Below are 13,009 nucleotides of genomic sequence, written 5' to 3'. Positions count from 1 at the left end.
TGATTTTTTGCAACATTTTTAATTGATGTAAATGCCGCCTGCCGGCAAAATTTTTGTATTGTTTTAATTGCATGAAGGCTTCGTTAAATGATATTTAATTAATGTATTATGCAGTTTTATTATAGCTATTTTATAGTAAATGATATAATATTATAAAAAGAGCTTGTTTTTTTAGCATGTATCTACATCTTTCATCTAAAAATTCTTTCGGGAAATAATTTTATGCAATAAACAGTAACATTTATATTACATAATGCATAAATTAAGTTACATGATTAAGAAAAGATATGTAATTTTAATAGTATTGTTATCATTTTTCCTGATATCTCATGTATCGGCTAATGATAATGTCACACAAGTAAATTACGGCGATTTGGAATTTAAGGAATTGACTCCTTCCACTCCGCGCTATACTGGTCCAACGGTTTTTTATTTGCTTGAAGATTTCTTTTACCAGGGAGTTTATGATGAAAATAACGAAAATCTCAGCGAAGAGATTATTCTAAACTCAACAGCAACGATTGGTGATGATTCCAGGCTAAATCCAAATCTGCAGGTAAGCATAGCAAACAGGACTCTTGATGGAAACGCAACACTGATTTTAAGGGCAAATTCCACAGCACAAGGCTTTATTGTATTCTCATTTTTAGAAAATCAAACCTTTGATTTGGTAAACGGCTCATTGACTTATGATTTGAAAAATCTTGAAAAAGGCCTGTATTCATTTGATTGCTACTACAGCGGTGATGAAATATTCTCAAACGCCACCTATAAGAACATGCAATTCAAGATACCTTCCCTTTTCACACTATTGTGGCCGGAAGATGAAAATCTCGTAATGTATTACAGGAACGGATCTAGATACAACATCACCCTTCTGGATGATTTAAACAGGCCGCTGGCCAATAAGACAATTAGATTAAGAATCAATTCAAAGATATATGATAAAATCACTGATGAAAACGGAAAAGTCAGCTTGGCTCTCAATCTTAATCCTGGAAACTATACCATTGACAGTGCGTTCTACGGATTGCTTTCATTACCAGGATGCTTAAACAAATCCAACATTACAATCCTTCCAACATTAAAGGCAGATAATCTGGTTAAAATCTACAAAAACGATTCTCAGTTCTTTGTAAGTGTCATTGACGGTCAGGGAAACCCATTGAAAAATCAGACCGTACAATTCAATATCAACGGTGTGTTCTACAATCGCACAACCGATGAAAACGCAGTTGCAAAACTCAACATCAATTTGCATCCAGGAAACTACATTATAACCACTGAAAATCTCAATGACGGCTATAAGATTAGCAATAATATAACAGTTTTGCCTTCAGTATTGTCAAAGGATTTGGTTAAAATCTATAAAAACGATTCACAATTCTGGGTTCAGGCAATTGACGGTAAAGGTGAAGCATTATCCAATTGCACACTGATGATGAACATCAACGGCGTTATCTATAACAAGACCACTGATTCAAACGGAAAGGCCAAATTGAACATCAATCTGCTTCCGGGTGACTACATTATCACTGTCGTAAACACCAATGACGGCTGTACTGTAAGCAACCATATAAGGGTAACACCTTATCTCTATACCGATGATCTGGTCAAGTACTACAGGAACGCATCAAAATTCGAAGCAAAACTTGTTGACAGTTCATACAATCCGATTCCTAATCAGGTAATTACTTTTGAAGTTAACGGTGCCAAATATGAAAGAACAACAAATGCTGATGGAATAGCAGCTTTGAATATTAATTTGCCTCCGGGATACTATTACATTACATCATCAAACGGTGAATATACGGTTACCAATCTGATTAAGGTATTGAATACGATATTGATGCCGAAATCATACAATACTTTCATTGACTGGTTGGATGAAACTCCGAAAGAATATTGGGGCTCAGTTCATGGTTTGGATTATCGCGTTAAAATATTGGACGGCAACGGCAATCCCTATGCCGGTCAAAAGGTAACATTCAATGTTGACGGCAGTGATTATGAAAAAATCACCAATGCTGATGGAATCGCAGGTTTCAATAATATTCCTGTTGATAGAGACCGTCATTTAGTCAAAACATATTATAACGGTTACTTTGTCCAGCAAGAAGTTGGGATGTTGGGCTAAAATCTAAAACAGCATTGTATGAATAATTGTAGCTTATTCTACAAAATTCATACCTTTTTTTCTATTATTGCAGCTATTTTTCCGCAATATATAAAGCAGTGCGGTGTCCCGTTCTAATGGATGAAACTGGCATCAATTCATTTTCCGCTAATAAGTTCTCCATTTCCTCAAATCCGTAGATATGATAATCGCCGCTGTGTGAAAACCTCAGCATCACATTCATCACGCCCCGGATTCCCGTTGGGATATATGGATCTCCTATCAGCAGTTTTCCTCCATCCTTTAGGACACGGTGCATTTCCTCAAGAACCCGGTCAGGATGGATATAATGGTGAAATGAGGCGTTGCACACTACAATGTCAAAGCTGTCATCGTCAAAAGGAAGCATTTCGGCATCGGCAACGCTGAATTTCGCATTTCTGCACTTGCTTTTAGCTTCAATAATCATGTTTTGAGAAAAATCAACTCCATAGAGTTCGTATTTGTTTTCGGGAAGTAATGTGAAGAGGTTTCCGTTTCCACATCCCACGTCCAAAATCTTTCCGGATTCGGATTTTTCAATCTCTTCAACTAAAACGTCATACATCCCTTCGACGAATTTCCCGTCACTTGAATTGTTGTAATCACCTGCAGTTTCGTTGAAATGCTCTTTGGTTTTTTCTTTTGAATTCATTTAAAATCACTCTCCTACTTAAAATAAGTCAAATTAGATATAAATGGCTATTCTGCGATGTCTTCAAGATGCAGAAATCATTTGGTGAAGTGCGATAATTAACGATTGAAAAAATCACTTTAATTTTTCAATGGTGATGTATATCTGGGAAAATGTATATTTCATTTAATCCCAATCAACCCTCTAATGTATTAATAACGCTTTTTACAAAGTCCTTTTTCTTTTCAACATGAATGCCGTGTCCGCAGTCGAAATATTCAACGCTTATATTTTCAATAAGGTCTGTAACCAGTTTCAAATCATCGTCGCTTAGGGCGCCCTGGATAAGTCCGTCTTCAGCTATTGTGGTATTCGCCTTCATGAATAACGTCGGACACTTGATGTTTGAAAGAAGTTCTCTGTAATCTATATTGCAGTTGAAGGAGTCATTGTAGAAGTTTTCTCCGAAGTATGGATCGTAATCTTGCAGTCCGTTGAATGCCTGTAAGAATTTCTTCGGCCAGAACATGACCTTGAGGTTTTTGTCGGGATGCTTTTTCCTGTATTTAAGTGCGGATTTGCCGGTTTTGCTTCTGATTTTTTCCCTTGAACTTTCCGGGAAAAAGTTCCATGCGTACTGGTTCATAAAGTAATAATATACAAAATCTGTTTCCTCGTCCTGATTAATGAAGTTGTGGCAGCATGTGGAGAGGTCTTTGAAATTATAGTAGTTAAACCTTTTTTCTCCGCAACTTGAAAAGAGCGGAGGGTCTTCCAGTATCAGATTGCAGCAGACATCCGAAACTGAAGCGATATAAGAGGATATGAGTCCTCCTGAGGAATGGCCAAGAATGGATATCTTTTCGCTTGTCTTTGATTTGATGAATTCAATGAGGTCATTTCCCTGGCTTACGATATTGTATTTTTCCATGGTGTGTGAGCTTTTCCCGTGCCCGTAGCAGTCAACTAAAATTAAATGGAATCTTTTGGATAAGTCCTTTGCAACTTCAGAATAGCTGTTTGCATTCGTACCCTGAGCATGAATCATCAATAATATCGGATTGTCGTTATCTGATTCATAATAATTGATAATGCTGTTGTCTTGTGTTTTATATTGAAAGCTTTCAAGTTTCATAATCTGCCTCTTATCTTAATTTCTTTCTTTCCGGCATTTAACTACTTCGCAGTGTCTTTATATATTAATCTATTAATTAATTTCATTTAAAGTTATTTGTTATTATGATAGCTATTCAAACGTGAAACGGCTTGATGCGAAAAATGTTAAATACAATTTGATTCAGCAAACGGTTAAAGATTTGTTTTCCTTTTCAATGCATCTTCCAATGGAGCGCTGAACCAAAAGGAGCATGATTGCCAGCTGCACAACATCTGCCAGAATAACGCTTATGAAGATGCCGAACTCCTGTGAGTTGAATATTAACGTGGCAATCAACATGAAAACCACAAAAAGGGACACGTTAAGAAATAGGCTGAAAAGGGTATAGATGCTTTTTCCCAGTCCTATGAATGCATAGTTGCTTATTCTGATTGCCGGCTGCAAAAGAAAATTCAGGATGCTGAATACTATAATGCTTCCGATAGCATTTCTTGCATCGGCATTGTCCGTGAAATAATATACGATGTGGTGGTATGAAAAAAGATATATCACTGCGAAGGCAGCTGAAAAAATCATAATTATAATCAATGACTTTTTAAGCGTATATGCAAGGGTATTGAACCTTTTAGCGCCGGTTAAATGTGCAGTAACGATGCAGACTCCCTGTGAAACCCCCTGAATTGGCGTGAACAACAGGGTCTGGATTCTAAGAAGCACCACATATCCGAATGAAATCAGCGGATTTGAGAAAATATGGAGGGAATAGTTTATGAGAAGGCCAAAAATTGAAATGATAAAGCCATTAATGATTAGAGGAACAGCAAGCTTTATAATCTGCTTGAATATTTTAATATCATAGCTGAAATGATTCTTGTCGGCTCTTACGACTACATCGCCCCGGACGTAATAGAGATAATAAAAGAGCGCAAAAGATATCATGCAGCTTGCGGTCGTTGCCAGTCCCGCTCCGAAAATCCCGAAATTGAATTCGTAAATCAGTATCGGATCCAGTATGATGTTAATCAGGTTTGCGAAAATGACAATTAATGAGGCTCTTTTCGTATCCCCTTCACTTCCTAAAATGGCTGCAAAATAATTGGTTAGAAGGACAAAAACAATAAAAATGGATGGTATTAAAAAGTAATCACTTATCAAATCGCTGTACTGCTCCAGATGGCCCAGAATGCAGATTGGCTTGATTAGCAGAATAAACATTACTGGAATTAATACAGCCAATATAAGAATTATGATGAGGCCGTGACAGGCAATGTTGTTTGCCTTTTCGTAGTCGTTTGCCCCGAAGGAAGTTGAAATCAGGACATTGCACGATCTGCCGATTCCCTCACCTAATTTCTGGAGGATATACCATAAGCTAAGCACGTAGCCTACGGCAATTATTGCACTTTGACCTAATCCTGCAATCCAGAAAGAGTCAATCACGCTGTATAATGTTTGAAGGAACAGTATTGCGATTATCGGTATGCTTAATAGGAAAACGGATTTTAAAGGATTTTCCTGAATGTCTCTGATGTGATTCATAACTGTTAATATTTTTGGCATTAATGATAATTAATTTTTTCGTGAATTATGGAAAATTATTTAGATGATTTGAACAGATAATTTACTATTTGTGCTTGGAGATAAAATATGGAATACGTGACTTTCGATCCACAAATTCATGATGCGGAACTGATTGCGGCTTACCGATACGACGTGGATTTCAGGACTTTCGATAAGCTTTTCGATTCAAGAAAAAAGGCCGTTTCAGCCATTGCAAAAAGCCTAAAAAAGGACGAATGCATCAAGGTAATATATGATAACGGCAATATTATTGGAATGCTTATGATTTACACACAAGAAAAAAAGCCTAAAACATCGTTCAAGTCCTTAAAACTTCTAATCGTTGATATTTTGGATCATTTTGTCATCTGTGACATCAAAAAGGGAGACTTATACATCGCCGAAATTGCAATTGATGAAAGCCAGAGGTCAAAGGGCTATGGGACGAAAGTCATTAATGATGTCATTGAATACGCCCGAAAAAATGGCTATAGGAGAGTTCTTCTTGATGCTGACTTTAGAAATCCCAAAGCAAAGGCATTATATGAAAGTATGGGCTTTAAGGTCTTTAATAAAAAGTCCTTTCTGAAAAGGGGAATGTATAATATGGAACTTGTAATTTCTGAGAATTAATTTTAAAAAAAGTAATGGAAACAAAAATGTTTCCTTAAAGTTTTCTTTTGATTCCGCCAGCGCCAATAATCATTAACCCAAACAATGCAGCAACAAAGGGATTGCCCGTGGCAGGCAATTCGGTGCCTGATGAAGTATCTTTTTTGGTGAATGTTTCGTTAACTGAATCGCTTTGAGAGGTATTGCTTGGATAGCCCACAGTTGCCATATCCTGATTCTGTGACAAATCATCATCAGCACTTTCACTTGCAGCAAAAGCCCTAAGATAATATTGGCCGGAACCCTGTTTTACTGATTTGATAAACATTTCAGTATAAGAATCGGGTTTAAAATCTCCAATAATCCATGTTAATTTGTGATTGTCGAAAATGCCCTGGGATTCATAAAAACTGACACCTTCTTCGGGATCTTGTAAGAATGTTGATGTATTGAATGGATTTTCAAGGATTAAATTATCTGAACCCTCGACGGTAACCTGGGTATTATAAGCGATATCCGGTCCATTATTGTGTACCAGTATGCTCCAGACAATCTCATTTTCTGATTCAACTGGCCATATGCTCACGCTTAAATCTGCTACGGGTCTGTTTATATCGCCGCCGGAAGCTGCAGGTTGAAGAGATCCATCTCCTTCAGCGCCGAATAATTCGTCTGCAGCGGCACTTTCATCCACAGACAGTTTTTCATCACCAGATTCATTATCCGCAAGGACTTCTTCGGCATTCACAGCACCCAAAGTCAGTGATAATGCAATCAGTATCAAAAAAATTGCGAAAATTGATTTTCTATTCATTTAAATCACGTCATCTTATCTGATGGTAATACTATGATTTTATTGAAATATATATTTTCACATCAATTCTTATTAAAAAAATAGAAACATTTTAATAACATTTAATACACAATATGATATATGTCCAATCTAGTAGCTGTCGCCTTATATTATGGAGACCCTTTAGGGCCGGCAAAAGGATTTTTATCAGTAATATTTTTCATTATCGTCATTGCATTATGCTGTGCAACCGGCGATAATAAAAACAGCCAAAAAACAAATAGCAAAACCACATATAAACAGACTACGTATCGCCCGAGATATGAACCGGAAGATGAAAGCGAATACCAAAATTACGATCCGACATGGGACGATGCGTTCTTTGAAAAGTATGGTGGAGAACCTTTGTTTGACGACAATCCTTGGGATCACGAAAAGAAATAGATTTTCACCAAATAATTCAGATGTTTCAAAAGTTCATATAATGAAACTTTTATATCTTAAAATTGAAATTAAACACATATAAAAGTAAAACGAATATGATAATACAAATTAATCAAAAATAGCTTCAATTCAAAAAGTGAACAATAAATATGTGAATGATTAATAGAACATCATTTTTCATTTCTATAAAATAAATGCTTTATCTTATAAATGTTTTGCTTTTCAAGAAATAACTGGGGGATTAATAATGAATCAAAGAAATATAATATTAATATTAATTATAATAGCTATTGCATTGGGAATTGGAATAATAATTGCAAGCGGAGCATTTAACACAGTAGAATTGGTCAATCATGATTTTGGATCTTTTACAATGGATGTGCCAAAAACTGCCGCCTTTGAAAACAATCAAACGGTCGAAAATCTTGAACTGGCGAGTCAAAAACCGTTGGTAATCAAAAATATTGGAAATAACAAAGAATTAATTAACATAACCATATCCCTCAATGAAACAGCAGGACAAGATGCAAATGCTGAACATGTTGGAAACTTAACAATAGAAAACATGAATGATGGGATTTTAAAAGTAACAAAAGATGTTGGTAATGGAGTAAAAATTGAATTAATGGGAAATAACAAAGAAACATTAATAAAAATGGCAGATTCAATCAAAATAAAAGAGATAAACCAAACAAAGAATCTTACTGTAGAGCAAATAAACACAGAAGAAGTTAGTATGGTAGAACAACCGGAAACACAACAAAGAACAGCGGCTGAAATTAGCCAGGACAGTGATGTACATACAAATCCTGAAAAATCAAGTTATCTAAACGATCAAATAGAATACTGTGACTATGAAAACCATAAGGTATACTACAAAGACGGTTCAGTTGGGGGAATGCCCTACTAATAACTTAAATCCGTTAATGTTGATAATTTAGCGCATAATTTAATTTGGTATTTTTCATTGGGAAATATTGGAAACGCATCAACTTTAAATATTATTAAAACACACATTATACACAAGGTGATAACATGACTCAGATTTTTCCAGTAAAAGTAAAATGTCCAATATGTGAAAATGAGATGGAAATATATAACTTAATGTCAACAAACAGATTTGGCGCACAGGATTTGGATTTAAGGCCGCCTGAAATGATGAGAAGTACAATGAATACTTGGACTAAAGAATGCAATAACTGTGGATATGTATCACATGATTTCAAAGAAAAACCAATTATTGACAGGGAATTTCTTGAAACTGAATCATATAAAAACTGTGACGGTTTTGATTTTGAAAACAATTTGTCCAGGATATTCTACCGTGAATCTCTGATAAACAATAATGATGTTGATGCTCAATTCTATTCCCTTCTTCACTGTGCATGGGCATGTGATGATGTCAATGATGTGGATAACGCAATCGAAATAAGAAAAAAAGCCGTTGAATTAATCGATATAATGATTGACAGTGACAATAACGTGAACCTGAAGTTAACGAAAGCGGATTTGATGAGGCGAGCACTGATGTTTGAAGCAGTAATAGAGGAATATTCAAACATGGATTTAAATGAAGAATTTTTGAATGAAATCATTGAATTTCAAGTCATAAAAGCTAAAGAAAAAGATGCCGGCTGTTATACTACAGAGGATGTGCAAAAATCATAGATAACCCCTCTTTTTCATCTTTAACTTTTTAAAAAGCTTTACTATATTTAATAATCTATTTCAGTTGTTATATAAAAGTTTTTATATGGACTGTCATTTTGTCAGGGCGAAATATGATTATTTAATTAGCAAATACCTGTCTTGGGCGGTATTAATGATTTGTTTGAATTTGAAAAATGAATGTGTTGGGTATTAATTTTAGTAGTAGAAAAATATAATATAATATAATAATAGGAGGAATTTTATTATGGGTGAGAATATTCATGAGAATTGTGAAAATTATAATGGCAAGAAGGATTATTGCTTGAAATTTTTCACGGATAATGTAAGTGAGAAATATCCGAACTGCCAGGAGTATTCCGAGTTCAATGATAAGGAATTAAGCAGAAAATGGAGTAATTGAAAAAAATTAAAATATTTTTTTTTTGAATTTATCTTTGAAAACATTCGTTTCAAACTTCAATCAGGGTGTGATAACATCGATGAAAAACTTATATATGAATTATTTGGGGGAAATGAACTTTCAGAGGACTATTTAACTTTATTGGAAAATTATCAGATGACAAAAGAAGACGGAATATTAATAAGAGATGAAACAATCGAATTTGTTTCACCATTAAACAGATATGGAACTTATAAAGATTACGAAATGATGATGATGACTATTGATGAGTTTAGAAGACGATTTTCAGATAGATTTAAAAAAATTCACAACAATGAAATGGACTTAGATGTATTAAACCAGTATAAATCTGGTTTGGATACTATTAGTTCCTGTTCTGCTTTATTTTCTCATTTGTTTAATGAAAGTTGGTTTAGAATTACTCAGCAAAATCAAATATTAAATTTATCATTAAAGGATTATCCTGAAACATTACTTATTAATCAAACATCAGGAATAGTTTCGATTATAACAAATATTGATGGATTTATTTATAAAGGTGCTGTTTCCTATGATTATTCTTATTGTTTCTGTGATGGTTTAACTGACAATACTCAGGATGGTGGTAAAAAGGTTTATGAGATATTGTTGGTTAATGATTCTCAAACGGATTTAAATCATCGTTTTAATGATGACCAAAATTTTTTAGGTTTATCAGAGGATGAATGGGATGAAGTAGCACGTATTGCAGGAGGTTTTCTTATATCCTCATCTTATATTGTTCTTACAAATAGTTATTGTAATGGAGGTTTTGTTATGTTAGGTATTGGATTAGGTGTAGCAGGCTTTGTATGTAATTGTTTTGCGAATGATGTGGATCAGGAACTTTCTTTCAAAAAATTAAATAAAGCGGCTTTTGATACAGGTATGGAGTATGGTAGTGCATGGGCAAATATTCCTCTTGGGTGAGTAATTATGTTTAATTTCAATGAACCAATATCTAAAAAAAATGCTCTTTTGATATTTGTGGGCATGTGTAGCTTTTTTGCTGTTGTTATATTTTATTCTTTTAAAATAAATTTATTTTCAATTGTTTTTGAAATATCTGTGATTTTCACATTTTTAGGCGGCTTTATCTATACATTTTTTCACAATGAATTAAATGAGAAATTTCATTTTAAAAGAGAATATTTTAAGAGTTATACGACTGAGGCATTTGGTTATATTTCATTTTATGGTTCGTCAATTGCTGTTTTTTTATTTTTGTTTTTTTTATATGATATTGGAATATTTAAATCAGTTTTATATGCATTAATCTATCTGTTGCCTTTTTTAGGTGTTAGTTTGAGATTCAATGCATTTGGTGATGAAAGCAGATGGATTGGTGATAAAGAAGTAATAGGCTACAGACCTTTATATTTTCTTTGGTGTGCAATGTTTGTTGTTTTGCAGGGTTATTATTCTGCATTTCACTGTTCTTCAATAGCTGATGGTGTCATTATTTTCATCATTACAACATTAAGTTATTTGTGGATTATATTTCCGGATAAGGTTAATAAATATCTGCCATTTGACAATAGGGAACTCATTGGACTTATAATCTATTTAGGATTTATATTGGTTGTATTTTCATTGTTAATTAATCAATTTGATACAGTTACTTTTACTGGATTGATGCAAAGTTGGAGGGATTAAATATGAATGCAAAACAAATTATGGCAATAATTATTCCAATAGCAATATTCATGTTTAGAAGGTATATAAGTATTATCATAACGCTTCCTATTCTAATAATAGGTTGTATTGTCACTTATTATTTCTATACTAAATCAAAAGAGGATAAATATTTAAAAGGAGCATTGTCCTTATATGGATTGAATTTCTTTTTTATTTTCATAGGGTTTTTATTAGTCTTTTTCTTTTAAAAACTCTAATTTTTTTTACTAAAATTTAAATCTTATTTTTTTCTTATATTATATTATGTCATTATCTAAAAAGATGCTTAGAGACATTAAAATCAATAAGACACAATTCATTTCTATATTTTTAATGGCATTTCTAGGTATTTTTGCATTTTGTGGAGTCTGTGGGGAATATTATGGTCTTGAACAGACCAGTTCAGGTTTTGAATAATGCTTTTTAAAACATTCGTTTCAAACACTATGAAATTTTCCTTTAATTAGCTATTTAACACTTTTATATTTCCTCTTTTAAAAATCTTTTGAGGACATCATTTTCAATACTATCTTTTTGGGGAGGTTTCCTCAAAATCCATGAATAAAACCTTAACATCAACAGTATTTTTCATCACTTTTGATGACATGAATTATCATGCTAAAAACTCCTTATATTTCCTCACCATCGAAGATAAAATCCATTGAATTTTCCACCATCCATCAAGGTTTTAGCCAAATTTGCACTTTGTTTTCTAATCAAATCATAATAACTAACTGTTTCACCATTATATGTAATTGTCGAGTAGATTTTAGCTAATATCTTTTCTATAATAACTTTTCTTGCTTCTAATTTTATCGTATTGTTTCTTCTGTCCAAATCATCAACATCAACCTGTTTTCTATTGATTAGGCCTATCACTGTTTTATCAACAATTTGCTGTCTAAAAGGCTCTATCAAATCAAACGTTAAACTGGTCCGCCCATCCATGTCAAAATGCAGGAATCCGCAGTAGGGATCCAAGCCTTCAAGAAGGATGCTTTTTGTTATTTCGCTTGCTAGGATTGCATAAGAATAATTGAGCATTGAATTCAGCAAATCGGTGGGCTTTTTTGTTCTTGACTCAAAGCCGATTTCCGATGGAATGAAATGTTTGACTCCAGACCAGTATTCATTCGATGCTTTTCCTTCTAATCCCATTATTTTCATCCTCAAATCAGAATTATTTCCATTTAATTCCAATTGCGAAAGTTGGACTATACATTCGTCGATTTTCAATCTATGATTAAACACTCTTTTTAGTTTCTTATTCTTATTCAAAGTAATCAGTGTTGCCTTTTGATTTTTCATTTTTGAAATTATCAGTTCCTTTGATATTTCAAGACCTAATTGATTCTCGCTTAATCTGTACTGCTCTTTTTTAAGTCTCACGTTTCTCCAGTCAGGTGACTCCAGAGTGTATGTCAGCTGTCCTCGAGGATTAATGGCTATCAGTTTAATGTTGTTTTCAGCCATTAAATTCAATGCATCGAATGTAACGTATCCTTTTCCAACAAGGGTAATGTCAGTTATTTCACTTGCCTTAATGGAATCCAGGATTTCATCCTTTTCATGTAATGACAATCTGATTATCCTTTTTATGGATTGATTTGCTGTATCCGTCAATTATAAGTTTCATATTAATACACCCTGTATAAATCCTTTTTGAACTTGATTTTTCTTCCGCAGATTTCCTTTTTCAGGTAACAGCTCTGACAAATTGGAACTATCAAGACGCTGTCATTTTCCCTAATTATTTTATTGATGTTTTCCACCAACATTTCACGTTCATTATTCTCCAGTGTCCCTGCATATAATGAGCTTTGAAGCTTTCTAAGCCCAAAATGCTGAAATGCTCTTTCAATATTTTCCTGATTGCTTTTGAATTTGCACTCAAAACTAGCCATGATGTACATGTAATTAATTTAGAT

General features: G+C 33.7%; 16 protein-coding genes. 10 read left to right on the top strand and 6 right to left on the bottom strand.

Features of this window, described 5'->3' with window-relative positions; translation table 11 throughout:
• Positions 1-271 precede the first annotated feature (271 nt).
• Positions 272-2,137, top strand: a complete 1,866-nt coding sequence (locus F3G70_RS03260) for an MSCRAMM family protein (protein WP_149731292.1) — start codon at positions 272-274, stop codon at positions 2,135-2,137.
• Between the two features lie 73 nt (positions 2,138-2,210).
• Here the strand turns inward: F3G70_RS03260 and F3G70_RS03255 are convergent, their stop codons facing one another.
• The 3 genes from F3G70_RS03255 to F3G70_RS03245 all read right to left on the bottom strand — a co-directional run bounded on the left by F3G70_RS03255 (position 2,211) and on the right by F3G70_RS03245 (position 5,445).
• Positions 2,211-2,810, bottom strand: a complete 600-nt coding sequence (locus F3G70_RS03255; protein ID WP_149731291.1) for a class I SAM-dependent methyltransferase — start codon at positions 2,808-2,810, stop codon at positions 2,211-2,213.
• 175 nt (positions 2,811-2,985) lie between these two features.
• The gene (locus tag F3G70_RS03250; protein WP_149731290.1) at positions 2,986-3,924 is read right to left on the bottom strand and encodes an alpha/beta fold hydrolase; all 939 of its coding nucleotides are present in this window, start codon (positions 3,922-3,924) and stop codon (positions 2,986-2,988) included.
• 162 nt (positions 3,925-4,086) lie between these two features.
• Positions 4,087-5,445 carry an MATE family efflux transporter gene (locus F3G70_RS03245; protein WP_223165990.1) on the bottom strand — a complete coding sequence of 453 codons (1,359 nt, stop codon included), beginning with the start codon at positions 5,443-5,445 and terminating at the stop codon, positions 4,087-4,089.
• Positions 5,446-5,553: 108 nt separating this feature from the next.
• Here F3G70_RS03245 and F3G70_RS03240 point away from each other — a divergent pair, with 108 nt between their 5' ends.
• Entirely contained in the window at positions 5,554-6,099 is a 546-nt protein-coding gene (locus tag F3G70_RS03240; protein ID WP_149731288.1) for a GNAT family N-acetyltransferase, read from the top strand.
• 34 nt (positions 6,100-6,133) lie between these two features.
• On the opposite strand, the gene F3G70_RS03235 is transcribed toward F3G70_RS03240, so the two are convergent.
• Positions 6,134-6,892: a DUF11 domain-containing protein gene (locus F3G70_RS03235; protein ID WP_149731287.1), complete on the bottom strand. Its 759-nt coding sequence runs from the start codon at positions 6,890-6,892 to the stop codon at positions 6,134-6,136.
• 120 nt (positions 6,893-7,012) lie between these two features.
• On the opposite strand from F3G70_RS03235, the gene F3G70_RS03230 reads away from it, so the two are divergent.
• From F3G70_RS03230 to F3G70_RS12000, 8 genes are all read left to right on the top strand, one after another.
• Entirely contained in the window at positions 7,013-7,315 is a 303-nt protein-coding gene (locus F3G70_RS03230) for a hypothetical protein (RefSeq protein WP_149731286.1), read from the top strand.
• 247 nt (positions 7,316-7,562) lie between these two features.
• Positions 7,563-8,225: a hypothetical protein gene (locus F3G70_RS03225; protein WP_149731285.1), complete on the top strand. Its 663-nt coding sequence runs from the start codon at positions 7,563-7,565 to the stop codon at positions 8,223-8,225.
• Positions 8,226-8,350: 125 nt separating this feature from the next.
• The gene (locus F3G70_RS03220) at positions 8,351-8,983 is read left to right on the top strand and encodes a hypothetical protein (protein WP_149731284.1); all 633 of its coding nucleotides are present in this window, start codon (positions 8,351-8,353) and stop codon (positions 8,981-8,983) included.
• A 247-nt stretch (positions 8,984-9,230) separates the two neighbouring features.
• On the top strand, positions 9,231-9,386 hold the full coding sequence (locus F3G70_RS12005; protein ID WP_188118058.1) for a hypothetical protein: 156 nt from the start codon (positions 9,231-9,233) through the stop codon (positions 9,384-9,386).
• A gap of 156 nt (positions 9,387-9,542) precedes the next feature.
• Positions 9,543-10,334, top strand: a complete 792-nt coding sequence (locus F3G70_RS03215; RefSeq protein WP_149731283.1) for a hypothetical protein — start codon at positions 9,543-9,545, stop codon at positions 10,332-10,334.
• 6 nt (positions 10,335-10,340) lie between these two features.
• Positions 10,341-11,060 (top strand): hypothetical protein, encoded by a 720-nt coding sequence (locus F3G70_RS03210; protein WP_149731282.1) that lies wholly within the window; start codon positions 10,341-10,343, stop codon positions 11,058-11,060.
• 2 nt (positions 11,061-11,062) lie between these two features.
• Positions 11,063-11,290 carry a hypothetical protein gene (locus tag F3G70_RS03205; RefSeq protein ID WP_149731281.1) on the top strand — a complete coding sequence of 76 codons (228 nt, stop codon included), beginning with the start codon at positions 11,063-11,065 and terminating at the stop codon, positions 11,288-11,290.
• A 55-nt stretch (positions 11,291-11,345) separates the two neighbouring features.
• Positions 11,346-11,498: a hypothetical protein gene (locus tag F3G70_RS12000; RefSeq protein WP_188118057.1), complete on the top strand. Its 153-nt coding sequence runs from the start codon at positions 11,346-11,348 to the stop codon at positions 11,496-11,498.
• Positions 11,499-11,720: 222 nt separating this feature from the next.
• Here the strand turns inward: F3G70_RS12000 and cas1 are convergent, their stop codons facing one another.
• Both cas1 and cas2 read right to left on the bottom strand, forming a co-directional pair.
• Positions 11,721-12,704: a CRISPR-associated endonuclease Cas1 gene (gene cas1 / locus F3G70_RS03200; RefSeq protein WP_223165989.1), complete on the bottom strand. Its 984-nt coding sequence runs from the start codon at positions 12,702-12,704 to the stop codon at positions 11,721-11,723.
• A 14-nt stretch (positions 12,705-12,718) separates the two neighbouring features.
• Positions 12,719-12,994, bottom strand: a complete 276-nt coding sequence (cas2, locus tag F3G70_RS03195) for a CRISPR-associated endonuclease Cas2 (RefSeq protein ID WP_149731280.1) — start codon at positions 12,992-12,994, stop codon at positions 12,719-12,721.
• Positions 12,995-13,009 lie beyond the last annotated feature (15 nt).

This window comes from Methanobrevibacter millerae, from assembly GCF_900103415.1.
In the GTDB taxonomy this organism is placed as follows: domain Archaea; phylum Methanobacteriota; class Methanobacteria; order Methanobacteriales; family Methanobacteriaceae; genus Methanocatella; species Methanocatella millerae.
This window is presented reverse-complemented; position numbering and strand designations above follow the sequence as displayed.